Genomic DNA, 22,590 nt, shown 5'->3' with positions numbered 1-22,590 from the left:
GGTTTCGACTTCGCAAGGGCCCACCCTGCGGTATATCAAGGGTATCGGCAATGGAAAACTGCTTAATATCAGTGCCATTCCAATTCAGTATAAGCCAGCCAGAATTTTCTGAAGTAAAAAAAATTATGTGGCTACGTCATATTTCTGCAATCACAATCTTAGCTTTTACCCTAACTCCTGCTAACGCTTTAGCTGAATCCAAACCTATCCCACACCAGTCGCAAGCCCAAAGGATAGAGACGTACACGCCGCCTGATTCCTCGCAAATCGTAGAACAATTAGGATTAACTGAGGAACAAATTGCACAACTTAATCAAATCCGCCGCCAATTTACTCCCTTAATTGAACCTCTATACGAGGAATGGAACGAAGCACAACAAGAACTAGAAAGATTAATCGTCAGCGCCGACGCCTCAGAAAGTCAGGTACGCCAAAAGTACGATGATGTTGAAGCGTTACGATCGCAAATTTCTCAGTTGCAATTTGAGCGGAGAATGGCGATACGAGAGATATTAAAACCTGAGCAACGTCTTCCTTTTGAGGAATATATACAACGATTTGCGAATAACTTATAAAAAGATGTGAGTACTCAATGGGGAGAAGATGATTCGGTTTTGAGGGAGATTATTGGCTTGTCTGTGTCAATCTTTGTTCCTCACTATTCAGTGTGCTGTCTGTGTCATCCCATCTGTGTAATCTGTGTTTTTGTCAATGCTTGGTAATAAATCTTATCTAAACTTTAACAAAATATATGCATCCACGGGGACGTTGGGCGTGAGACGAAGACAACAAATTCAGCCAAATTTGACGAAAAATTCAGGAGTTTAGCTGTGTCTGGATTATTTTTGCCCACAAAATACCCACAATAGATAATATACCCGAAAATCGCACAACCCTCTCACAATCGCTGTAACCCCTGAAAATTCGTAGATTATTCCGAAAAAGGGGGGGGAAATGTGCAAATATGACGTTTTGTTGAGACGTGCGACTGATTGGAATATTTAAACCTTTTAAAATGAAAAAATAGTTTTAATTATCACAACTTGACAAGTTTAGCCAAAATAACATTGAGGAAAGCCAAGTAAATGTCTTGGCGATCGCGATCAGGTGGGAAAAGCCTATGCTACTCTTAAATTAAATAAATAGAATTATTGAGGAATGCAGGATGTCACGCCTCAAACCAATCGGATGTTCCATCGCGATCGCTACAGCGTTACTTTCTCTAAGCGTTGATAGTAAACCGATTCAAGCTCAATCCATAACACCTGCTGATGGGACAAATACCATCGTTACTCCCGATGGCAACCGTATTGATATTAGCGGCGGTTCGCTGTCCGGAGATGGGGGCAATCTCTTCCACCGCTTTGAGCAATTTGGCGTGAGTCAAGGAGAAATAGCCAACTTCCTCTCCAACCCAGAAATTCGCAACATTTTGGCGGGAGTTGTCGGTGGGGAAGCGTCCCTGATTAATGGGCTGATTCAGGTTACAGGCGGAAATTCTAACCTCTTTTTAATGAATCCGGCTGGAATTGTTTTTGGCACTCAGGCGAGTTTAAATGTTCCGGCGGCTTTTACGGCGACGACAGCCAGCAGTATTGGGTTTGACGGGGGTCAGTTTAATACTGTGGGTGACAATAATTATCAAGCACTCATGGGTTCTCCCAATGCCTTTTCCTTTGCCATGGAACAGCCAGGAAGCATTATTAATGCAGGTGATTTGGCTGTGGGTGAGGGGCAAGGTTTAACGGTTGTTGCCGGAAACGTGATTAATACAGGAACCTTCTCTGCACCAGGGGGAACAATTAGCGTTGCCTCTGTACCCGGAACCAGTCAGGTGGTGATTAACCAAGAAAATATGGCGCTGGGTTTAAAGCTGGATGTAGCCGATTTAGATGATAACGGAGTTGGTAACATTTCACCAGCAAGTCTAGGACAGTTGGTAACAGGTGGGGATGTCGTTCCAGCAACCGAAATTCAAGTTGATGATCAGGGTCAAGTTTGGTTAGCGGCTTCAAATCACCCAATTCCTACAGAAACGGGAACGACGATTGTTTCTGGAAGCATTGATACGGCTAGTGGTGAAACCGGGGGAACGGTTCACATTTTAGGTCAGCGTGTGGGTTTGGTTGATGCAGAAATTGATGCTTCGGGTAGTAATGGCGGGGGGACGGTTTTAGTCGGTGGTGACTATCAGGGTCAAGGTGAGGTTTTCAACGCTCAACGGACTTTTGTTAATCAGAATTCCACGATTCAAGCAGATGCGTTGACCAATGACGATGGTGGAACTGTCGTGCTTTGGGCAAATGATACGACTCAGTTCTTTGGTGATATCAGCAGCCGTGGTGGTGCAGTGGCTGGAAATGGAGGTGTTGTTGAGGTATCAGGGAAGGAGAATTTAGTTTTTGAGGGGACAGTTGATACCAGTGCAATTAATGGAGAAGGTGGAACGTTACTGCTTGACCCAACTGATATCACGATTACGGCTGGAGGGACTCCTGGTGGGTTTACCGGTCAGGTAATGTTTGCTGATGCAGAACCGACGACAATTAGCAAGAATCAGTTAGAAAGTTTATCAGGTAATACTAATGTCCTGGTGCAGGCGGATAATACGATTACCATTGAACCGATGCAGGACGGGGCGCTAACGTTTCAGCCTGGTAGTGGGTCAATTACCTTTGAAGCGGGTGGAGCATTTGTATCAAACAGTGGCATTGACACCAACACAAGGGATATCAGTATTACGGCGGGGAGTATTACGTTTAACTCCAATACGCTGTTTGATATTGATGCAGGAAGCTTGTTCAGTACTGCTGATGATAGCGGCTCAATCAATCTGACTTCTACGAGTGGCGATATTAGTTTTGACGGCATCAGTACCACCTCTGGGTTAACCGGTACTACGGGAGATATAACTATTTCAGTCAGTCCTGGCAGTAGCTTAAACTTTGAGACGATATCAACTGACTCTGGTAGTGGTCAACCTTTTTCCGATCCTCTAGATGCAACAATTACGATTAATGGTATTCCTCAGCCTGGAGGAACCCTCACCCCAGATGAAGTTGTGGGTGGCGTTCCTACTGATGGTGGAACTCCTGGAACTGATACCGGAAATACTGGCTCTACTGGAGAGGTTCCTCCCCTTACCACCAATCCAGTTGTTAACGATTTAATAGCTCAGGCTGCTGCGATTAGTAGTGGTGATTTTAGTGGTTTGACGGTTGGCTCGACCGGAGAGTTTCCTGCCCTTACCACCAATCCAGGGCTTAACAATTTACTGGCTGCAGGGGTTGGTCTTAGTAACCAAATTAACGCTGAAATAGTCAATGCGGCGATACAAATAACTGGGGCGAATAGCAATCTAGGCGTTAATGGAGCAGCAGTTATGCTCTCTACGGCCCTCGGCATACAACGAGCAGAAAGGGATTTCGCACTGATTGAGCAGCTACCGAGAGTCCCGAATTCCAATATGGCGGTACTAGAGGTGCTAATGAACAATGAAATCCGCTGGGATAATCTCATGGAAAGTATAAGAGCTCGTGAGGCTAATCAAAGAGCACTCGGACAACAATTGGATGCAGACAGGCTTCGCGGGAACACCGACTATCTGTTAAATCAGTAACCTTAGCTGTAACAAGAAGCGACTCCAATAGTTCAATGTCCAAACCAGCAATTAGAGATTAAGGTCAAATTCCAAAATCTTTCATTGGTCTAAGGAGGAAAGAGTCCTTATGGAAATTTGAACGGCAAACTATCATCAACATCTGAAAAAGCATTTTTCGAGGTCAGAAATAATTATGCTGTTACGTCGCATTTCTGCAATCACAATCTTAGCTTTTTTCTTAAGTAGTGCTAACGCTTTGGCAGAATCGAACTCTATCCCGCCTCAGTTACAAGCCCAAACGATAGAACAGTACACTCCGCCAGACCCCTCACCAATCATTGAAGAGATAGGATTAACAGAAGAACAAATTACTCAACTTAGTCAAATCAGCCGCAAGTTTCGTCCTTTACTGGACTCCCTCTATGAGAAATGGGACGAAGCGCAACAGGAACTAGAAACATTAATTGCCAGCGCCGATGCCTCAGAAAGTCAGGTACGACAAAAATACATTGACGTTGAAGCGTTACGAACAGAAATCTCCCAGTTGCAATTTGAGCGGAGAATGGCAATACGAGATATTTTAACACCTGAGCAGCGTCTTCCTTTTGAACAATATATGCAAAGCTTGGTTGATAATTCGTAAAAGAAATCAAAAAAGACTTTTACGGTCAAGTTTGACTGGAATTAGCATAAATCAAGACAGGGTGTAAGAGGAGTGAGATGATACAAACTAAATTATTAATCATTGGGGGAATTACCCTGATTTCAACACTCGAACAGGGTTACGCTTTGGCTAATCCTCCCCTAACTTTACCAGAACCTACCGAACATTTTCCTGCCTTTGACTTCGCCCAACAACCCAACCCCAACGAAGACCGATTTCTCCAACCTACTCCCGAACCTATTCCTTCTGAACCAACGGAAACTGAACCCGTTTTACCAACCCCGGAAGAACCTGTTCAACCGCCCCCAACTGAATCAACGGAAACCACAATTGACGTTAACAGTATCGAAGTTGTGGGGAGTACCGTTTTTGGTGCAGAGGAGTTAAATCCGATTATTCAACCCTTAGAAGGACGCACCGTTACCATAACCGAACTTCAGAATGCCACGGATGCGATCGCGCAACTTTATCGTGATGCTGGATACTTTACCTCAACGGCGATTTTACCGCAACAGAATGTAACCGAGGGTGTTGTTACCATTCAGGTGATTGAAGGGCGTTTAGCAGACATTCAGATAGAAGGAACCGAACGACTTAAGCCAAGCTACATCCGTAAACGGATTCAATCTGCTGTCACTACTCCCCTGCGTATTGATACTCTGGAAGAGCAATTGCGATTGCTGAGAACCAGTCCCCTCTTTGACACCCTAAACGCCACCTTAGAAGCTGGTGATGAAGTCGGTGAAAGTATTCTGGTTGTACAAGTTGAAGAGGAAAATCCGTTCTTTGGAAATGTCAGTGTTGATAACTATTCTCCCCCTAGTGTTGGTTCAGAACGCTTAGGGGTTCAACTCGGTTATCGGAATCTGATTGGAATTGGCGACACGCTTTCCGGTTCCTATTACCGTTCCACAACGGGCGGTTCTAATTTATTTAATTTTAGCTATCAGGTTCCCCTGAATGCAAAAGACGGAACGTTACAACTGCGTACCGTTATTGACAGAAATGAAATTACCCAAGAACCCTTTGATGCTCTGAATATCGAAGGGGAAACCGAACTCTATGAAATCAGCTTTCGTCAACCCTTAATTCGTACTCTGCGCCAAGAATTTGCCCTGTCTTTAGGATTTAGTTACCGAGATGGTCAAACCTTTATCTTTGACCGCCTACCCACTCCCTTTGGGATTGGACCCGATGAAGATGGCGTGAGTCGCACCAGTGTCTTCCGCTTTGGACAAGACTACGTGAAACGGGATATCCAGGGCGCATGGAGTTTGCGATCGCAGTTTAACATCGGCACAGATTTCTTTGACGCCACAACCAATGATGCACCGATTCCAGATAGTCGCTTTTTTAGCTGGTTTGGTCAAGTGCAACGCACACAAATATTGGGCAATAATCATCTATTAATTATTGCGGCTAACTTACAACTTACCCCCGATTCTCTCCTCGCGTCTGAACAATTTGTAATTGGGGGCGGACAAACGCTGCGAGGGTACAGGCAAAATGTGCGTTCTGGTGATAATGGGTTTCGCGTTTCTATTGAAGATCGGATTACACTGGAGAGAAATGAAACTGGATTACCAACCTTTCAACTTGCACCTTTTGTTGATTTAGGGGCGGTGTGGAATCATCCCGATAATCCCAATAATCAACCCGATGAGACGTTTTTAGCTAGTTTAGGATTAGGTTTACTTTGGGAACCTATCCCTAACTTAAATCTCCGCCTTGACTATGGGATTCCTTTTGTGGATTTGGATGATCGCAGAGAAAACGCTCAAGATGAGGGATTTCATTTTAGTGTAGACTATCAGTTTTAATCGTTATCCAAAAGCCGAGAACTAAAGTTATGGCTAAAAGCTTAAACCAGTTAGAACTGGTTCATATCATCTACCTTTCAGGATTTCAGGCTTTTTTTAGTCGGGGGAATTTGCGGTAAAATATATTATACTAAATCTGGGTTTTCTACCTCCGTTATAATTCAGTCCGCGCAGGCGGACTTAGTTTGTATAGCAGCGATTTCAATCGCCATGGCAAAAGGGAGTTCCTGTTCCCTGTTCCCTGTTCCCTCCCCTCACCATAAAACTCCCTTTAGCAGATCCTAGTTAATTAAGTCGATCGCGGTTTGGGAGTGGACAAAACCAACAGAAATTCCACCAACGACAGTAATACAGGACTAATGGGACGAATCACCCATTTAAATAAGACATCCGCGATCGCTGTTTTCCGGGGGCGGTTAAGTAAAAACGTAGCCACAAAAATTGCCGCGATCGCAGCGATGCTGGTGACCCAGAAAAAGGGCGCAAAACTGCAATTAAGATAATCGTTAACTTCGGCTTAAACCGATCATTTAACCACCCAAATAACGGACGCCCAATACCGTTAAATACAGCAAATAAAGGAACAGCAAACGTGAGACGTTCCGGTTCAAGTCCGACAATTTTCCGCCCAATTTGAGCCGTAGTCGCAATGGCAGTTAATCCAACAAATGTACCGATAATATAGCAACTCCAAAGCCCATAAAACGTCTGGGTTTGCACCATGGGTAAATTAATCACGCGATCGCGTTCAGCATTACCCCCTGTTCCGGTTTCGGGTGGCGTCCAACCCGCCGGTTGCCAACAGGGTGGTGGCATTTTCAGGGTGGTGGATATTGCCAAAATAATTGCCGTAAACGCGATCCCTAAGAGAATAAACGTGGTACGAATCCCCAAGGCGGGAATCCCCAGTTGGACGTTTCCCCGAATCAGATTAAACGCGAGGGGGGCGGTTAGCAACGGCGAAAGCCCAAACCCCACCACCGTCATCCCCACCGCAAACCCTTTGCGATCGGGAAACCAGCGGGCGGCGACAGCAAGGGGAACTCCATACGTCATCCCCACGCCAATTCCGGTAATTAAACCATAGCTAATTACCAACAGGGGTAAATTAGTCACTTGACTTGACAAAACATAACCAATTCCCACAATAATTCCGCCGATAGCCGTGAGGATGCGGGGACTACAGCGATTCATATACAATCCGGCAATTGGCATGACGATGGTAAAGGTTACCCCTAATACCAGAAACGGAAGTAGAATGGCACCGGGTTGGGTGTTCAATTCCTCCTCAAACGGACCGCTGAAGATACTCCAAGAATAGACGGTTCCTAAACAAAGTAATACGATTAACCCCAGAGGCGGGTGTAGGCGACTCACAGGCGACGGTTCCCAAAAATGAGTCCCCAACCCATCAAGTGATTGAGGGACAAATCGATTTGAATAGTCTAATTGTGCGGAATTTATTTCGCCAAGAATTAAATCGCCAAGTTCGCGATCGCGCCGGTTATCGTGCAGATGATCAGATTACCCAGTTTGAGCTAATTGAAGAACCGTTTACCATAGAGAATGGTCTATTAACCCAAACCCTGAAAATTCGTCGAAATCTTGTGGCAGATCGGTATCGCGATCGCATTCATCAGATGTTTGGTTAAAACAAGAGTATTTCTAAACAGATATACCGTAGGGTGGGCACTGCCCACCAGAATACGAGGAACGTGCCATTCCAACTAACTACCCGTAGTCCACGGGAAAGTTACGCTCAAGGAGCCTGCCCAAGAGACAGGGAAAATCATCTGGGTTGCCAGATGAGCGCGATCGATGCCTTCCCCTGTCATCTATAGCAGTAGACACATCGATTAGGACTTTCGGCACCATTGTTCCAGACGTTGCATGCAACGTCTCTACATAAATGATGTGTCCTAACAGCTATGGCGGTTGCTATACCTCAAGACTTGGCTGGAAAATGCTTAGGCTGCATGTCTTGAGGTGGAATGATCAGCAATATCCCCTAACAGGGCAGGAATTCGTTACAATATCTATTGAGACTCAAAGCGGTGACTACGTTTGTTTTCAGTATTCATAGGTTTTTCCCCTAAAGTATTGACAGGCTGTTCTCCGAAATCTTGGCTCTCGACACACTTTTTGATTGGGGAGAACATCAATCGATGTCAATTTATGTAGGCAATCTCGACTACTCCGTTACCTCTGAAGACCTTAGCGAAGTCTTTGCCGAGTACGGTACCGTCAAGCGAGTTCATCTGCCGACTGATCGCGAAACAGGTCGCCTGCGGGGGTTTGGCTTTGTGGAAATGGGGACGGAAGACGAAGAAGCCTCAGCAATTTCTGAGCTAAACGGCGCTGAATGGATGGGTCGTGAACTCAAGGTCAATCAAGCGCGACCTCGTGAAGATCGCCCAAAAAGCGGTGGTGGTCGCAGAAACAACCGTTTCTAGGTTTTGAGTTGACTGTGGCGCTTATGTGTGAATCTACAGAAGCGTTTTGTTGTATTGATGGAGACATCTAAAATGGCTAAACGCCGCAATTTGAAAAAAGAGAAAGCCTCTCGCAACCAAGCTTATGCTCGGCAGTTTCGCAAGAAGTCTTCTTCTTCTTCTTTCTCAAGAAACAAGCGCTATTTTGGGAATCGTGATACCAAAAACGAAAATGAAGGTGAAGAAAAAGAGGCTGAGTAGTAATCACTCGCGACTCTTGTCTTGGGTGAAAGCAATCTCATAAAACATCCTCCGTCGCATTCCTCTCCGTGTCTTGAGACCACCAGAGGAATGCGCGGCAGTGGCTGTCTTCCGCTTTTTCCTCATAGGTACTTTTTGGAGTAGAATATTACACGAGAACCTAAGCGTGCAGACAACCCGTTTAACGGATAGCACACTTAGGTAAGTAACCAGGAACTTAAGCATAGACTTAAGCTGACTGGCTAGGTGGCATTTGACGGTCACAGCGAGAACTTAATGTTCTCTCAGCAGAATCCCCGCTACTTTAGTACGGGGCAGTGTCAAAAAGCTCTGATAGTACCGATAAGGGACAGGCTAGCTAACCTGTCCCTTATTTTATTTATTTGAAATGAGTTGACCGGGATGAATAAGCGCTGGACTTAGAAATTCATTTCAGCCGCTTGTACCTTCTCAATCTGCTTTTTCTTCAAGACGAGGAAGAGTTGAGAAAGCATAATCGCACCAATGAAGACCATTAGCCACTTAATCCGAGCTGGGTCTTGTAAGACAATTTCGCCGTCTACCTGACCAAATCCACCGACATTGGGATCAGTAGTTAACGCCTCACCTGCGGCGATCTCTTGTCCTTCAGAAACCACTAATTCGGGTCCTGCAGGAATGGTATTTACAACGGTTTCACCCTCAGACGTTTGAACGGTAAGGTCGTAGCCGCCTTCTTCCAACTTGGTAATTTGAGAAATTAAACCGGCTTTTGTGGAATTGTAGACCGTGTTGTTACTCTTATTTCCAGCCGGGTAAACCTGACCGCGACCTCGGTTAGCGCCAACGTGAACCGAGTATTTGCCAAAATGGACGTCTTTTTCCGTTTTTGGATTCGGAGACAGAACCGGGAAAACAATTTCTTGATATTGTTCACCCGGTAGGGGACCAATAATAACTACATTTTCCTGGTCAGCGCTATAGGGCTGGAAGTAAAGTCCGCCGACTTCTTCCTGTAATTCTTCAGGAATGCGGTCTTCAGGAGCAATTTTAAAGCCCTCGGGCAACATAACCACAGCGCCGACATTCAGACCGCCCTTGGAACCGTCTCCTAAGACCTGTTGGGTGTCAAGGTCATAGGGAATTTTTACCACGGCTTCAAAGACGGTATCTGGTTTAACCGATTGGGGAAGTTCCACTTCCGTGGGTTTCGCCGCGAGGTGACAGTTAGCACAAACAATCCGTCCAGTGGCTTCGCGGGGAGTTTCCGGGGCGGTTTGCTGCGCCCAGAACGGATAAGCCGCCGCCGACTGAGGAAGGGAAATATCACTAATGAAGAAAAATGCCGCTGTTGCCAAAGTCAGCAAGAGGGCTTGGGTAATAATCCGCTTGCTGCTTTTGTACATCACCGATAAAGAAGGTGTTCTCATCGCTTAAGGAAAAAATTCACAATTCAAAAATGGGCTATGTCATTTGCCCCTAACTAAGGACAAATTACGAAAACAATTAAGTCCACCAAGGATCGTCGTCCGTGCGGAAATCGGTTTCCGTCCACTGGGAAAAGGTCAGGTTATCGTCTGCGGTGACGTCCGCGTGAACCAAGGCTAAAGACAATGGAGCCGGTCCGCGTACCACTTTGCCCTGACTGTTGTACTGAGAACCATGACAAGGACAGATGAATTTGTTCTCACTGGCATTCCAGGGAACCACACATCCCAGGTGAGTGCAGATCGCGTTGATCCCGTAGTCCGCGATCGCTTGGTCTTCGGTCACGACGACGTAAGTGGGATCACCTTTGAGCCCTTGAGCCAAGGTGCGATCGCCTGGGTTATGGCTGCTTAAAAATTCGCTAACCTGGAGATCATTGCCCAAAGCATCTTTAGCGGTGACACCACCGCCAGCACCACCACTTGATGGGGGAATAAAGTACTTGACGATTGGATAGAGGGCACCGACGAAAGTACCCGTAATCGTACCAAACGTCAAGAGGTTCATAAATTGACGACGCCCCATATCGGGGACATCTGGGGAGCCAGACACTTGAGCCATAACTGAACGCCTAAGGGTATATTTTTTTTAACAACTCTGGGATGATTCCCAGTATTTTCTTTACCCCGCTCCTTTTATGAAGAGGGATTCAACCGCGAGCAGGGTTGCCACAATCCTTACTCACATAAGGATTTACGGCTTAAGCTATGAGTATTATTACATTCTTTGTACCGTTCTCATAAAGTCAAGAAACTTTATCTATGTAAAGAAATGTAAACAATCAGACAGGTCAAGGATTTATGACAGGACAAGAGTTGCACCAAATCCTGCTGAGTAAGTGGGGACGCTCTTATGACATCCAGCTTCGGCGGACTCAGGGAAAAATCTTTGTTCAGGTGATGTGGAAGTACCTAGAGCAAAAGTCGTTTCCCCTGTCTGAAGCCGAGTATCTAGAGCGTCTGGACGCCATTGCCCATTATCTTCATGGTTGGGGCGCGGTTCCCCAAGTGCAAGAGTACATCGAGCAAACTCGTGAACGTCCCCGGCTGGGGAAAGCGGTGAGCATTCCGATTGAGATGGGGGAACGGGCGTCGGAATGGATGTTGGATGATTTTTAGCAGGCAGGAGGCAGAAGGCGGGTGGGAACCTCATGCTTAGGTTAACGGAGTGCGTAGGCGAACGCGAGTGCGTTCCTCAGGAAAGCCTGTCGTAGACATCCCTTTTTGTTTTAGGATTTACGCAAAGCCTCTATGTGTAGGGTGTGTTAGCGAAGCGTAACGCACCGCAAGCCCCCATCTGTGGTGTAACTGCGTAAGTCCTGTGTTTGATTTATTTACAGGAGAGCCAAGAGGGATGTTGGTAAAGTCTGCTATAATATTTAGCACATATCCACAGGTAAGGTAATTCTGGCATTCTAGGCGATCACGTTGGCGTAGACGGCGCCTTAGCACATAGAACTCAAACCACGGCTACACCGTTACAATGCGTAAGTCCTGATGTAGTAATGTGAAATCAAATGCCAACAGTTTTATATATAAAGGGGTGGCGATTTTTCTTTTATTCAGATGAAGGAAATGAGCCGATTCATATTCATGTACAGAAAGGAGACAGTGAATGCAAATATTGGTTAGACATCGAGCTGTACGAAATTCGTGAAGCTTATTCCTATAGAATGTCATCGCGAGATACGCGAGAAGTAAAGAAGATAATCTGGCAAAACTTTGATGAAATAGTAGATGAATGGCAAAGATTTAAGAATCAACAAAATGGATAAGGCATACAACATATCAAACATTGAATTTAGTGAAGAATTTATCGTTATAGCAGTAGATGGAAAAACCTATAAAATCCCAATTGTCCAAGCATCTAAGCGACTAGCTGAAGCAACAGATATAGAGCGAAAAATGTATCGGATTTCTCCATCGGGTTATGGTATTCATTGGTATGCAATTGATGAAGATTTGACAACTAAAGGATTAATCAAACTAGCAGAGATCGCCAAGACAGCTTAAAGCGCTATGCCTGCGGCGGGTGTAGTCATCGCCCATCACCCCAAATAAGGTGCTAGTCAAGAACTCACCGTCAACCCTAACGGGTATGACGGGAGCTTGAAAAAGCTCGCTCCTTGATGGAGAATCTTCTTCTGTAAGCTTTGTCGGGGTTTGGTGATAAACCCCTAGGAGCGAATGGGATTATGAACCGTGACAAGTTTCGTCCCATCGGGAAATGTAGCTTCAACCTGGACTTCCTGCACCATCTCTGGTATTCCTTCCATAACATCATCCCGTGTGAGGAGAGTGGTGCAATCACTCATTAACTCCGCCACCGTGCGCCCCTCTCTCGCCCCTTCTAAAATAGCCGCCGAAATATAGGCGACGGCTTCGGGATAATTCAGTTTGAGTCCGCGTGCTTTGCGTCGTTCCGCTAATAGGGCGGCGGTGAACACCAGTAGTTTATCTTTTTCCTGGGGTGAGAGTTGCATAGTAACTTATGGCTGCACTTTGTTTATGGTATCTTCTTTTTCGCCTATTTTTAACTGATGGGTATTTGAAGCTGCGCTGGTTTTGTAACAAGATTGTTAATCGGTGGACATTTGCAGCTAATCTACACTATTCTTTTCCCTTAATTTCATTGATTTCAATCAAACTGATCATAACTCCAGCCAGAGGAATTGCGAGAAAAACTCCCAGAAGTCCGGCAACTCTCGCACCGACTAATAAAGCAAAAAACAGGACAACTGGATTCATATCAAGTGAGTCTTGCATAATTCGAGGCATCAGCAAATTCTCTTCGACTTGTTGTAAGGTAACACAAATTGCTAAGACAGTGATACTTAGCCAAATTCCTTGAGGTAACACAGTTAAGGCGACAATTGTAATCCCTAAGGTTGCACCAATTGCCGGAATCAGATCAAACACTCCTGCGATCGCGGCTAAAACTAAGGCATAGGGAATTTTAAACAGTACAAAAACAACAAAAGCAGAAATGGCAAAAAAAGCTGATAGTAGAAGTCGTCCCCAAAAAAATCCTAAAAAGTTGCGTTGAATAGCAAGGGTTAGCTTGTTTCGCAGGGGCGGGGGAAATCGTTGAAGAATGAAAGACCAAAGCCTTCCTCCATCTAGCAACATGAAAAATGCGACAACAGCAATCAAGATGAGATTGACGAACTGGGTTAGCAATTCGGGTAATATTGTTAAACCAATGCCAATTCCTGAAAGGATTTGATTGCGGAAAAACTCTTCAATGGCTTCGAGATCAATTGGTAGATCCCATCTAGCCAATTTTTTTTCAAATTGTCCTCCTATAAATATAATTTTATCGACAATTTCAGGTAAGTTATCAATTAATTCTTGACCTTGAGATAAAAGGGCAAATCCTAGTGTAACTGTAAAAAGAAAAAGTATAGTAATAAAAAGTAAAAATACCACAAATACGGCAACAGTGCGAGGTAGAAAATGCTGCAACCATCTCACTGGATAGGTGAGTAAAAATGCTAATATTGCGGCTAATGTAAAGATGACTACAACGGTCTCAAAATAAACAAGAATTTGATAAAAAACCACTGCTAAAATAATTAAAAGCAAATAGCGAATCAATTCACGGTTAGTTAAGTGAATCATGAATTTAATCTAGTCCGTGGTGTTGAAATCATTTTAAATGCATCTTCTACTCGCTTGGGTAGCGTCCTGTATCACCTGGGAATGAACCGCTTCGTACAGGTGTTGACCGGAATTAATGGGTCTCAAGCCCCGTCCCTTCCAGGGCGGGGAGGATGTCAAAGGATTCCCTTGACCAATGAGTCGCTCGTTTCTGAAAATAGTATGAGGGCGGGTCTTTTATCTCGCTCAATCGAAGATTATAGCGTGGGGAACCTATCGCCGGATTAGCTAAACTAGCCAAACCCGTGGTTGGGAAACATTCCGTCCCAAATAAGTAAGGCGCAGACATTGCCAAACCTGGGTAAACCAGTTTCGCACCTCTGTGGTTGATGAACCGCGATAACGGCATACTAATCCTTGGTTCTGAGTTTGGCTCACTCCCGCTTCTCCTTGGCGTTGGCTGGCTGTCCACAGGCTTCTGGCATTATCTACGATCGCGGATGATACGGGTGGTCCTATCCAGATCAGGGTTCCGACAATGGGTTGTCCAGCTAATCCATGGGGACTATCGAGTACCGCTTCCCCTCCCGGTAACCACTGACGATCAATCCACAATGGGTGTCCTTGCTGCCAGATTTCGGTATGCGATCGCCAATCCCCTTGTAAGAACCTTTCCTTCCTGGCAGTACGCCCAAATCGGGTAATCTCCCAAGCTAACCAACTGGCTCCCGGTGCTAATTCTACCGTCATCTGCTGCTGATAAACCGCACCATTAAATACAATTGTTTCCTGCGGTAACCATTCCAAACAAGCCCCCGCTTCGACGTGGATATGAATCTGTTGTTTGGCTCTTTGTCCGTTGCTGCGATAGATTTTACTCGCCGCCGCCGTGGTAATCAAGGCTTGAGCATTTTCTTGAAGGTGGATGGTTTGTGACAAGCGATCGCCACCGACAATACCCCCGGCTGTATGTAAGACTACGGTATGACAAACCCCTTGTCCTTCGGGGTAAAAGGGGCGCTGCACCTTCAGAGGGGAAGTTATGCGATCGCGCACTAAGCGGGTTTTACCCTGATCATCGGCATAGACTAACTCTAAACTGCCTTGCCATTCTGTTTGGGGATGAGACATTCAGCTTCACAACGAGCAAGCGTTAGTCAGAATCATACACGCGATCGCGCACCGATCTGGGTAACAAAGGCGGTAATGGGTTGTGAATTCAGTATCCGCAGGTTGCAGGCGATCGCCAACTTCAGAAAGAATCATGGTAAACAACCTTAAGTAGTACAAGGACTTGCAATTATGTCTAGTATAAAAACAGATGCGACGTTGTGGATGATGGATGAATTGTATGGGATCAAAGAAGTCCCACCGGATCAAGATTCTGAATCATTTACGAAAGCTGTTCTAATTTGTTCAAAAGGAGACGGAACAATATCACCAGAAGAAAGAGCTTGGTTTGTCGGATGTTCAGCAGCTTATCATAATACAAAAGGGTATGAACTCGCCAAAATTTATACCGGAGATGATGATTTACAGAAAGTTATAGGAGAAAGTTCTAATGTTGCTAGTCGGAAAGGGCGACTGATTATCATATATGTGGCGATTAAAACATGCAGTGCTGATGGAGGATATCATCCAGATGAGCAAAAAAAGATTCATCAAATGGCAGCACAATTAGGAATAGAAGAGAGTGTTGTTCGGGAGGTTGAACAATTGTGTCTGGAAGAAGCAGAAATACGTCAAAAACGCCTTGCTATTTTATCGGATTAAAAAAGTAAACAATAAGCTGTAATGCAATTTGCATAAGTCCTATTCAATCTCAAGAAATCCATAATCAACAGCTAGAAATAAACACAGATGATTATCTATTGTCACTCTGGGAAACTAAACGTCAAACCTGATGGCTGAAAGCCTTTGCTGCAAAGCATTTTGGCGTTTATAAACGGATAGAAACTCATGACATAGGGGTGACTTGTAAAACTCTCTCCTTGTAAGGGTTTCAACCTTTTTCATTCCGAAAGTGACATAAGATCGTTATAGTGTTTATTAATACGAAGTCGAGAGAGTACAAGAGTTTGAGTGTTATCCCGAATATCACCTTTGAGAAATGCTATACAATAAAAATAAGTCCACAAAGACTAGATAATCAACGATGACAATGGCATTACCTAACAGACCAAAACAATGTTGGCTTTTGCAGGTATTTAAGTGGCTCTCCGATCCAGTCGGTTATATGGAAGCCACAGCCAAAGAATATGGCGATATTTTTACCTCGCCAGTTGTGGTAAATCTTGGGGACGTTGTATTTATTAGTAACCCCCAAGGTTTACAAACAATTTTAAGCAATCCTCAACAGTTCCCTGCCTCTGGGAATTTAAATAAAACTCTTCAACCTTTATTAGGTAGTAATTCTATCATCTTGTTGGATGGTGAAGAACATAAAAAACGACGAAAATTACTGTTACCTCCGTTTCACGGAGAAAGAATGCAGGCTTATGGTCAGCTTATTTGCGATATCACTAAGAATGTGACGAGTCAGTGGAGGGTTGATCAACCATTTGCAATTCGGGACAGCTTACAAAAAATTGCCATGCGGGTAATTTTTTCTACGGTGTTTGGTCTGCATGATCGGCCCCATTATCGCCAATTACAAGAATTGTTATCTGCCAGACTCAATGCCACGAGTTCTCCCTTGAGTGCCAGCTTAATTTTTTTCCCATTTCTAGCAAAAGATTATGGGGATTGGAGTCCAGGGGCAAAGATTCAGCGTCACCAAAGACAAATTGATGAATTGCTTTACGCAGAAATTCGCGATCGTCGGGCTGAAGGCGAGAGCAATCGCACCGATATTCTCAGTTTATTATTATCAGCTCGTGACGAAAATGGTGAGGGGATGAGTGATGAAGAATTACGAGATGAGTTGATCACTTTGCTAGTGGGAGCTTACGAAAACACGGCGACGGGTCTGGCTTGGGCTTTTTATTGGGTTCATCGCTTACCAAAAGTTAAAGAGAAACTCTTAGCAGAAATCGATTCTCTGGGAGAGAATCCCAACCCGATGAGTTTGTTTAAACTTCCCTATCTGACTGCGGTTTGGCAAGAAACATTACGCATCTATCCAGTGGGAGTGTTGACCTTGCCTCGTTTGGTACAAGAATCTGTAGAAGTGGGGGGAACATATTTAGAAGCTGGGACAATTATCTTTCCCTGTGTTCATTTGCTGCATCAGCGTGAAGAGTTATACCCAGAACCTAAAAAGTTTAAGCCAGAACGCTTCCTGGAGCGTCAATTTTCCCCTTATGAATATATACCGTTTGGGGCGGGGGCTCGTCGCTGTATTGGTGCTGCATTGGCTGAGTTTGAAATGAAATTAGTGTTGGCAACCATTCTCAAGCAGTATCAACTAGAATTAGTTAATACTCGTCCGGTTAAACCTCAACGTCGCGGTTTGGCTATTGAGCCTGCGGGTGGGGTAACAATGATCCTGAAGGGCGATCGCATTTCTGAAGAAAAATCTCTAGTTGCTGTATAAAATGTATTGTGGTTAATTAATGCAACCTGATAAATTGCCTCCTTTCTGAAGCCACTGGTTTCAGAACTGGCTGATGTGTTTGGCAATGCTCTCGGCTCTAGTGTAGCGGAATTCGGTTTTAAGTCTATTATTCACAAGTTATCTCCCTTAGTTTATAAGTATCCCTTTCAGCTACCTACCGACTATCTTATGATTTTCCGGTGCTTTGCCACTCTTGAAGGATTAGCACTCAATGTCGCTCCCAACTTCCGATTAATTCTGAAACCAGAAGCCCAAAAATTAAGTCAGGAAATTGCTATTAAATGGATGAGGAGAATGTACGATTTAATATGGAATTAAGCAGGGAACTGATATTACTCAAACAAGACAATCCCCGCACTCGCGGTAAATCCAATCCCAAAGATAACTATAATTCCAATTCCGCTAGTAAATTGACCCTCTGCCAACATAAATCCCACAGAGGCACTAGACAGATTGCCGTACTTGCGTAAAATGTCGTAGGATAAAGCAACTTGCGGGGATCTGGGAGATAAACCCAGTTTCTTAGAAACTCCATCAAGGATCTTACGACTGCCTGTATGCATCAGACATACTTTAGCTTGGGATAGGTGGTTGATGGGTAATTGAGGCTGTTTTAGCAAAGCTTTCACCGTTGCTTCGGCATAAGCTGTCCCCCGTCGGGGAACTTCCCGTCGCATCCAATATTGGGGTACACCATTTATAGCTGGATGCTCAGTACCACCATCAGACATTACCAGTAAGTTGGCATCATCTGGGTTTTCGTTGGTTAAATGACAGATTGACCCAAAAGAAGCGCCAGATCGATTATTCTGGGAGCCGAGGAGTAACGCAACGGCGCCATCACCAAATAAAAAGGCTTGGATTACTTCTTCCGTGGAGCGGAGCATGGCTAACTGTTCGGCTGAAGGATCAGCCATTGCCTTAATTTCGCGAAAGCTATAGTATTGCCTACAACAGAGATGTTTTATGGTGTAAGGTGTGGCTGCTTCAGAGATGACGACTAGGACTTTTTTGTTAGGATTAGCGAACAGATACCACTGAGCAACTTCTACTGCTTTGAGCAGTCCGGCACAGCCTAGACCCTGCATATTGATGATACTTATATCTGGCTTGAGGATACCATGTAACGAAGCCATCAGGTCTGAAGCGAGACCGGGTAGCAAGCGACTCTGGGTGTTTGTTACGGCAATCAGCAATCCTACCTGATCGGGAGCCACATCTGCACAGGCGAGGGATTTCTTCACCGCCAAAGCACCCAACTCTGTGGCTGTAGTAGCAGCTTGCATCTCCTCTTTGCCAAGGATTATTTCTCGAACATTATGCAGTACAGAATATCGGTTCTCTACTCCCATGTTCTGAATCGTTTTCACTAAGCTGGGTGATAATTTACCCCCTAACTCACTCAGCAGCGAAGCTGTGGATATGTTAGTTGATGGTAAAGTTGTAGCAATCGACAGAAGATGGGTGTACATTTTTGACTTGACTGTCCAACTAACTTTTCTTGATGGGCTAAAACTAAAGTTAATCTGACTAGGGATAGGGATAAGGTAGAATAATTAGCCAAGTGGGCTATAGCCACCCTAAATTATACTTTTCACGGTATGTGGTGCAACGTGTGTTGTAGAGACGTTGCATGCAACGTCTCTACTATCTTCTCGGTTCTATGGCGTTAGTCTATCCAGAATTTACTGTCATGCCAACGCCTAACCAAAATCTAATAAGGGACTCCATTGGGAAACATTAGAGCAATCCGTTTTTCGCGGATCTTGGCTTCCTCCATATACAGTTCTTCTATCTGAGTAACCACATCTTCTTCAATCCCAATATATTTTGCCAGCTTGCGAACAGCCGCTTTTTCCTCTGCATGATATTCTTTATCAGCCGAACAAGCTTGTATAGCAACATATATAACTATGTGAGGATTACTACTTAGGGCTGAGGCTTGATTCACAACATCCTGCAAATCCTCATTGGGTTCATAAGTTTTGGCTAGTTCATATCCAGGATTGCGATAGGCGGCGGCACGACCAGCAACCCAGTTTCTTTCTTCTGGTGCTAGTAATCCATCTCCCTTAGCACAAATCAGGACGGCTTTGAGAAAAGCTTCATATTCTTCGTTTGGTGGGACAGTTTTCATCCCATACATTTCATTCATTATCCACTGACGGGCATCTTGTTCTATATCGGACATATTTAACCTCCTCTTGGAAAGAGCGTGTAACATTGGTCAATTGCGTATTATACACTCTTTAAGGAATTTTTGTTCGACCCAACCTATAGTGGAGATAATGGCTGAAAGCATTGCTGGGTTTGACTTACAGGTTTTACGACAAAGGGGCGGCGAAACCATTGCCTAGAGCGTCGATTCAAGTAGATGCTCTGATTACGCTTACTGCTGTTCTAGCAAAACTTAGAGTTGTGTTTTACCCGATCAATGAATAGGTTTTCCACAATGAGGACAAAATTTTGAGGTTCGCTTACGTTTAAACGGGTGTTTCACTTGAAGTTCTTCCGAGAATCCAGACGCCAATATACCAGCAGGTAAAGCAAATAGCCCAATTCCCAGCACCGCTAACATCGCGCCCAGTAACTTCCCGATCAGCGTGACTGGATAGACATCACCGTAGCCCACGGTGGTTAAGGTAATCACACTCCACCACATAGACATGGGGATATTCGGGAAATCTTCTGCCTGCGCCTCATGCTCGGCAAAATAAATTAGACTAGAGGAGCAAAATAACAAAATAAACAAAATAAAAAATGTTATAATTAATTCTTCTTTTTTTGAACGAATAACTCGCCCTAATGTTCTTAATGAAGCCGAATAACGGCTCAATTTTAAAATTCTAAAAAATCGGAATAATCGTAAAGACCTTAAAAATCGCAAATCGGGGAATAGGAGCGGCAGATAAAAAGGGAAAATTGCAATTAAATCGATGAGCATTAAAGGCGTGAACATGAATCGTAACCGTCCCCGTATCGAATGCTTATAGTCTGGATTTACTGTACATGTCCAAAGCCTTAAGATATATTCAACACTAAATACGACAATTGAAACCTCCTCAAAAATAATAAAGTATCGTTTATACTGACACCCAATTGGATCAACTGTTTCCAAGGTAAAAGCAATCAAGTTTAGGGCAATTAATGTCCAAATAAATAGGTCAACTATTTGGCTAGCAGTATCCCTAATATCCGTCCGCTCTAAGATTTGATAAATTCGCACCTTAAGTCTGTCTATCATGGCGTCTTTTGCTGAGGGATGATGCATAAAAGACTAATGATCCATTGAATATATGAATTATGACTTATGCAATTTGATTTCCTGTTCCTTGTTCTTTAACATAGCTGACCGGGATAAAATAGAGTACGCTCAATTTGGAAGCTATCAAAGTCTGTATAATTACGACCCGTGGGGCGTCCGACACGGGCAGAATCATTCACACCTACAGACAAGATTATGGTATCAGGGACGCGATTTCTCAATTCACCCCGACGGCGAAACTCATGTTCGAGACGTTCTTCGACTTGCTTGACACCATCACCTCGGACGCCCAAATTGTAGAGGACATGACCGGGACTATCGGGTAACATGTATTGGCGTCGCAGCCGTTCAACCCAGCCGCCTCCTTCGGGATCTCCAAATCCATAGATCAGGCTATCGCCCAAGACAACCAGTTTAAGGGGATGTCCGGGATTTCGGTGAGAGGGATGAAGACTAGGAGCAACGATGGTTTGCATAGACAGTTGTAGTTCGTCAGGTGTTTGTTAACAAATCGATACATTTGCAGGAATTGATACAATGTTACCTTATCGGAGGCTCACGCCATAATCGCTAGATTTTCTGTGTTAGCCAAGCAGGGCGTTAGCCAAAGCCCAGTTAAGATGAATGGCAGTAAAAAGCGTGCATTGGGGGATTGCCGTATCCCGTAGGGTGGGCATTGCCCACCAGCTTATGCGTCAGTACCATTCCAGTTAAGATAATGAGGAGGGTTTCCTCAAGTGGGGAAATCATCCTTGAGAAACCTTTCTCCCCACAGACCATGATTCAAGCCTTACCTAAACCTGTAACATTCGATGAATTTATTGCTTGGTATCCGGAGAAGTCAGAACACCATTATGAACTTTATAATGGAGTAATTATTGAAATGCCTAAAGCTAGAGCCCCTAGAGCTATCTTAATATAATGTCCAAAAAGTCAAGCAACGAAAAAGTGACAGATAAAACAGATTCCCTAGTAAAAGACAAGGAAAAAGTCAAAGCCGACAAAAGCAAATCCAAGAAACTGAAGAAGAAAGTTTACAAACGGGAATTGCGTCGGTTACAGGTTGAGTTAGTCAAATTGCACGAATGGATTAAACAAAAGGGATTAAAAGTCGTCGTCGTTTTTGAAGGGCGGGATGCAGCCGGGAAAGGCGGCGTGATCAAGCGGATTACGGAATGCTTGAATCCCCGTGTATGTAAAGTGGTGGCGCTGGGTACGCCCACAGAGCGAGAGAAAACTCAATGGTATTTTCAACGCTATGTGCCATATCTGCCAGGAGCCGGGGAAATGATCCTGTTTGACCGCAGTTGGTACAATCGAGCGGGTGTGGAACGAGTGATGGGGTTTTGCACGGATGAAGAGTATCAGGAGTTTCTGCGATCGTGTCCAGAATTTGAATGCATGATTCAGCGATCAGGAATTATTCTGATCAAGTATTGGTTTTCCGTGAGTGACGACGAGCAAGAACGCCGTTTTCGTCAACGAATGGAAGATCCGACCAAGCGCTGGAAACTGAGTCCGATGGATTTAGAGTCTCGCGCTCGCTGGGTGGAGTATTCTAAAGCCAAGGATGAAATGTTTGCGGCGACGGATATTAAGCAATCACCTTGGTATGTGGTGGAAGCCGATGAGAAAAAACGCGCCCGTCTCAATTGCATTTCTCACCTGTTAAGTCTGATTCCCTATAAAGATTTAACACCAGACTCAATTGAGTTACCCCCCCGACAGCCGGAATTGGAGTATCACCGTCCGCCTATGTCTACACAAACGTTTGTCCCAGAGATTTTCTGAGGTTTCGGTGTAGTGTGGGGTGTGGGGTGTGGGGTGTGGGGTGTGGGGTGTGGGGTGTGGGGTGTGGGGTGTGGGGTGTGGGGGGTGGTGGGAGGAGTAAGGAGGAATGACAAATGGCGATGGACAGAGGACGA

General features: G+C 44.6%; 23 protein-coding genes and 2 pseudogenes. 14 read left to right on the top strand and 11 right to left on the bottom strand.

Annotated elements, in window-relative coordinates; translation table 11 throughout:
* Window positions 1-125 precede the first annotated feature (125 nt).
* The 4 genes from RIG27_RS02185 (at window position 126) to RIG27_RS02170 (ending at window position 6,085) form a co-directional block, all read left to right on the top strand.
* Window positions 126-575 (top strand): Spy/CpxP family protein refolding chaperone, encoded by a 450-nt coding sequence (locus tag RIG27_RS02185; protein ID WP_446341993.1) that lies wholly within the window; start codon window positions 126-128, stop codon window positions 573-575.
* Between the two features lie 590 nt (window positions 576-1,165).
* On the top strand, window positions 1,166-3,619 hold the full coding sequence (locus RIG27_RS02180) for a two-partner secretion domain-containing protein (protein ID WP_446341991.1): 2,454 nt from the start codon (window positions 1,166-1,168) through the stop codon (window positions 3,617-3,619).
* Window positions 3,620-3,794: 175 nt separating this feature from the next.
* Window positions 3,795-4,244, top strand: coding sequence for a Spy/CpxP family protein refolding chaperone (locus RIG27_RS02175; RefSeq protein ID WP_446341989.1), 450 nt, complete (start codon window positions 3,795-3,797; stop codon window positions 4,242-4,244).
* 77 nt (window positions 4,245-4,321) lie between these two features.
* Window positions 4,322-6,085, top strand: a complete 1,764-nt coding sequence (locus RIG27_RS02170; RefSeq protein ID WP_446341987.1) for a ShlB/FhaC/HecB family hemolysin secretion/activation protein — start codon at window positions 4,322-4,324, stop codon at window positions 6,083-6,085.
* 369 nt (window positions 6,086-6,454) lie between these two features.
* Here RIG27_RS02170 and RIG27_RS02165 read toward each other — a convergent pair whose 3' ends face one another.
* A complete protein-coding gene (locus tag RIG27_RS02165) occupies window positions 6,455-7,462 on the bottom strand; it encodes an MFS transporter (RefSeq protein ID WP_446341985.1) in 1,008 nt (335 codons plus the stop codon).
* A 59-nt stretch (window positions 7,463-7,521) separates the two neighbouring features.
* Here RIG27_RS02165 and RIG27_RS02160 point away from each other — a divergent pair, with 59 nt between their 5' ends.
* The 3 genes from RIG27_RS02160 to RIG27_RS02150 all read left to right on the top strand — a co-directional run bounded on the left by RIG27_RS02160 (window position 7,522) and on the right by RIG27_RS02150 (window position 8,778).
* Window positions 7,522-7,737, top strand: a complete 216-nt coding sequence (locus tag RIG27_RS02160; RefSeq protein WP_446341983.1) for a hypothetical protein — start codon at window positions 7,522-7,524, stop codon at window positions 7,735-7,737.
* Window positions 7,738-8,250: 513 nt separating this feature from the next.
* Complete coding sequence (locus RIG27_RS02155) at window positions 8,251-8,538, top strand: RNA recognition motif domain-containing protein (RefSeq protein WP_006104844.1); 288 nt, start codon at window positions 8,251-8,253, stop codon at window positions 8,536-8,538.
* Between the two features lie 72 nt (window positions 8,539-8,610).
* On the top strand, window positions 8,611-8,778 hold the full coding sequence (locus RIG27_RS02150; protein WP_446341981.1) for a hypothetical protein: 168 nt from the start codon (window positions 8,611-8,613) through the stop codon (window positions 8,776-8,778).
* 419 nt (window positions 8,779-9,197) lie between these two features.
* Here the strand turns inward: RIG27_RS02150 and petA are convergent, their stop codons facing one another.
* Both petA and petC read right to left on the bottom strand, forming a co-directional pair.
* Window positions 9,198-10,187 (bottom strand): cytochrome f, encoded by a 990-nt coding sequence (petA, locus tag RIG27_RS02145; RefSeq protein WP_446341979.1) that lies wholly within the window; start codon window positions 10,185-10,187, stop codon window positions 9,198-9,200.
* Window positions 10,188-10,263: 76 nt separating this feature from the next.
* A complete protein-coding gene (petC, locus tag RIG27_RS02140; protein ID WP_446341977.1) occupies window positions 10,264-10,806 on the bottom strand; it encodes a cytochrome b6-f complex iron-sulfur subunit in 543 nt (180 codons plus the stop codon).
* Between the two features lie 239 nt (window positions 10,807-11,045).
* Here petC and RIG27_RS02135 point away from each other — a divergent pair, with 239 nt between their 5' ends.
* The 3 genes from RIG27_RS02135 (at window position 11,046) to RIG27_RS02125 (ending at window position 12,257) form a co-directional block, all read left to right on the top strand.
* Entirely contained in the window at window positions 11,046-11,363 is a 318-nt protein-coding gene (locus tag RIG27_RS02135; protein WP_446341975.1) for a DUF3067 family protein, read from the top strand.
* A 398-nt stretch (window positions 11,364-11,761) separates the two neighbouring features.
* Entirely contained in the window at window positions 11,762-12,019 is a 258-nt protein-coding gene (locus RIG27_RS02130; RefSeq protein ID WP_446341973.1) for a DUF4160 domain-containing protein, read from the top strand.
* The gene (locus RIG27_RS02125) at window positions 11,982-12,257 is read left to right on the top strand and encodes a DUF2442 domain-containing protein (RefSeq protein WP_446341971.1); all 276 of its coding nucleotides are present in this window, start codon (window positions 11,982-11,984) and stop codon (window positions 12,255-12,257) included. The genes RIG27_RS02130 and RIG27_RS02125 overlap by 38 nt, the downstream gene beginning before the upstream one ends.
* Window positions 12,258-12,421: 164 nt before the next feature.
* Here the strand turns inward: RIG27_RS02125 and ureA are convergent, their stop codons facing one another.
* The 4 genes from ureA to RIG27_RS02105 all read right to left on the bottom strand — a co-directional run bounded on the left by ureA (window position 12,422) and on the right by RIG27_RS02105 (window position 15,110).
* On the bottom strand, window positions 12,422-12,727 hold the full coding sequence (ureA, locus tag RIG27_RS02120) for an urease subunit gamma (RefSeq protein ID WP_446341969.1): 306 nt from the start codon (window positions 12,725-12,727) through the stop codon (window positions 12,422-12,424).
* 127 nt (window positions 12,728-12,854) lie between these two features.
* Window positions 12,855-13,865 (bottom strand): AI-2E family transporter, encoded by a 1,011-nt coding sequence (locus RIG27_RS02115; RefSeq protein ID WP_446341967.1) that lies wholly within the window; start codon window positions 13,863-13,865, stop codon window positions 12,855-12,857.
* 267 nt (window positions 13,866-14,132) lie between these two features.
* Window positions 14,133-14,975 (bottom strand): urease accessory protein UreD, encoded by an 843-nt coding sequence (locus tag RIG27_RS02110; protein WP_446341965.1) that lies wholly within the window; start codon window positions 14,973-14,975, stop codon window positions 14,133-14,135.
* Window positions 14,976-14,981: 6 nt separating this feature from the next.
* Window positions 14,982-15,110 carry a hypothetical protein gene (locus tag RIG27_RS02105; RefSeq protein ID WP_446341963.1) on the bottom strand — a complete coding sequence of 43 codons (129 nt, stop codon included), beginning with the start codon at window positions 15,108-15,110 and terminating at the stop codon, window positions 14,982-14,984.
* 36 nt (window positions 15,111-15,146) lie between these two features.
* Between RIG27_RS02105 and RIG27_RS02100 the strand changes: the two genes are divergently transcribed.
* The gene (locus RIG27_RS02100; RefSeq protein ID WP_446341961.1) at window positions 15,147-15,617 is read left to right on the top strand and encodes a TerB family tellurite resistance protein; all 471 of its coding nucleotides are present in this window, start codon (window positions 15,147-15,149) and stop codon (window positions 15,615-15,617) included.
* Between the two features lie 382 nt (window positions 15,618-15,999).
* Window positions 16,000-17,379, top strand: coding sequence for a cytochrome P450 (locus RIG27_RS02095; RefSeq protein ID WP_446341959.1), 1,380 nt, complete (start codon window positions 16,000-16,002; stop codon window positions 17,377-17,379).
* 353 nt (window positions 17,380-17,732) lie between these two features.
* On the opposite strand, the gene RIG27_RS02090 is transcribed toward RIG27_RS02095, so the two are convergent.
* The 4 genes and pseudogenes from RIG27_RS02090 to RIG27_RS02075 form a co-directional block, all read right to left on the bottom strand.
* Entirely contained in the window at window positions 17,733-18,872 is a 1,140-nt protein-coding gene (locus RIG27_RS02090; RefSeq protein WP_446341957.1) for a hypothetical protein, read from the bottom strand.
* A 242-nt stretch (window positions 18,873-19,114) separates the two neighbouring features.
* On the bottom strand, window positions 19,115-19,591 hold the full coding sequence (locus RIG27_RS02085) for a TerB family tellurite resistance protein (protein WP_446341955.1): 477 nt from the start codon (window positions 19,589-19,591) through the stop codon (window positions 19,115-19,117).
* Between the two features lie 240 nt (window positions 19,592-19,831).
* Window positions 19,832-20,671 carry an ion transporter gene (locus RIG27_RS02080; protein ID WP_446341953.1) on the bottom strand — a complete coding sequence of 280 codons (840 nt, stop codon included), beginning with the start codon at window positions 20,669-20,671 and terminating at the stop codon, window positions 19,832-19,834.
* A 71-nt stretch (window positions 20,672-20,742) separates the two neighbouring features.
* Window positions 20,743-21,141 (bottom strand): annotated as a pseudogene (locus RIG27_RS02075) (GDSL-type esterase/lipase family protein); the annotation flags it as partial.
* Window positions 21,142-21,443: 302 nt separating this feature from the next.
* Here RIG27_RS02075 and RIG27_RS02070 point away from each other — a divergent pair.
* Together RIG27_RS02070 and ppk2 are read left to right on the top strand one after the other, a co-directional pair.
* A pseudogene (locus RIG27_RS02070) lies at window positions 21,444-21,560 on the top strand (Uma2 family endonuclease); the annotation flags it as partial.
* Window positions 21,561-21,586: 26 nt separating this feature from the next.
* Window positions 21,587-22,456, top strand: a complete 870-nt coding sequence (gene ppk2, locus RIG27_RS02065) for a polyphosphate kinase 2 (protein WP_446341951.1) — start codon at window positions 21,587-21,589, stop codon at window positions 22,454-22,456.
* The last annotated feature ends 134 nt before the right edge of the window (window positions 22,457-22,590 follow it).

Source organism: Coleofasciculus sp. F4-SAH-05 (assembly GCF_040222985.1).
Taxonomy (GTDB): Bacteria; Cyanobacteriota; Cyanobacteriia; order Cyanobacteriales; family Coleofasciculaceae; genus Coleofasciculus; species Coleofasciculus chthonoplastes.
The sequence above is the reverse complement of the archived record's forward strand: the minus strand, read 5'-3'. Positions and strand labels throughout refer to the sequence as shown.

Excerpts from the sequence above, each read along its gene's own strand:
- RIG27_RS02185 (WP_446341993.1), top strand. The coding sequence starts at position 126 with ATGTGGCTACGTCATATTTCTGCAATCACAATCTTAGCTTTTACCCTA.
- RIG27_RS02085 (WP_446341955.1), bottom strand. The coding sequence starts at position 19,591 with ATGTCCGATATAGAACAAGATGCCCGTCAGTGGATAATGAATGAAATG.
- ureA (WP_446341969.1), bottom strand. The coding sequence starts at position 12,727 with ATGCAACTCTCACCCCAGGAAAAAGATAAACTACTGGTGTTCACCGCC.
- petA (WP_446341979.1), bottom strand. The coding sequence starts at position 10,187 with ATGAGAACACCTTCTTTATCGGTGATGTACAAAAGCAGCAAGCGGATT.
- RIG27_RS02130 (WP_446341973.1), top strand. The coding sequence starts at position 11,762 with ATGCCAACAGTTTTATATATAAAGGGGTGGCGATTTTTCTTTTATTCA.
- ppk2 (WP_446341951.1), top strand. The coding sequence starts at position 21,587 with ATGTCCAAAAAGTCAAGCAACGAAAAAGTGACAGATAAAACAGATTCC.
- RIG27_RS02175 (WP_446341989.1), top strand. The coding sequence starts at position 3,795 with ATGCTGTTACGTCGCATTTCTGCAATCACAATCTTAGCTTTTTTCTTA.
- RIG27_RS02115 (WP_446341967.1), bottom strand. The coding sequence starts at position 13,865 with ATGATTCACTTAACTAACCGTGAATTGATTCGCTATTTGCTTTTAATT.
- RIG27_RS02110 (WP_446341965.1), bottom strand. The coding sequence starts at position 14,975 with ATGTCTCATCCCCAAACAGAATGGCAAGGCAGTTTAGAGTTAGTCTAT.
- RIG27_RS02090 (WP_446341957.1), bottom strand. The coding sequence starts at position 18,872 with ATGTACACCCATCTTCTGTCGATTGCTACAACTTTACCATCAACTAAC.
- RIG27_RS02095 (WP_446341959.1), top strand. The coding sequence starts at position 16,000 with ATGACAATGGCATTACCTAACAGACCAAAACAATGTTGGCTTTTGCAG.
- RIG27_RS02105 (WP_446341963.1), bottom strand. The coding sequence starts at position 15,110 with ATGATTCTTTCTGAAGTTGGCGATCGCCTGCAACCTGCGGATACTGAA.
- RIG27_RS02150 (WP_446341981.1), top strand. The coding sequence starts at position 8,611 with ATGGCTAAACGCCGCAATTTGAAAAAAGAGAAAGCCTCTCGCAACCAA.
- RIG27_RS02100 (WP_446341961.1), top strand. The coding sequence starts at position 15,147 with ATGTCTAGTATAAAAACAGATGCGACGTTGTGGATGATGGATGAATTG.
- RIG27_RS02170 (WP_446341987.1), top strand. The coding sequence starts at position 4,322 with ATGATACAAACTAAATTATTAATCATTGGGGGAATTACCCTGATTTCA.
- petC (WP_446341977.1), bottom strand. The coding sequence starts at position 10,806 with ATGGCTCAAGTGTCTGGCTCCCCAGATGTCCCCGATATGGGGCGTCGT.
- RIG27_RS02125 (WP_446341971.1), top strand. The coding sequence starts at position 11,982 with ATGAATGGCAAAGATTTAAGAATCAACAAAATGGATAAGGCATACAAC.
- RIG27_RS02180 (WP_446341991.1), top strand. The coding sequence starts at position 1,166 with ATGTCACGCCTCAAACCAATCGGATGTTCCATCGCGATCGCTACAGCG.
- RIG27_RS02155 (WP_006104844.1), top strand. The coding sequence starts at position 8,251 with ATGTCAATTTATGTAGGCAATCTCGACTACTCCGTTACCTCTGAAGAC.
- RIG27_RS02135 (WP_446341975.1), top strand. The coding sequence starts at position 11,046 with ATGACAGGACAAGAGTTGCACCAAATCCTGCTGAGTAAGTGGGGACGC.
- RIG27_RS02080 (WP_446341953.1), bottom strand. The coding sequence starts at position 20,671 with ATGCATCATCCCTCAGCAAAAGACGCCATGATAGACAGACTTAAGGTG.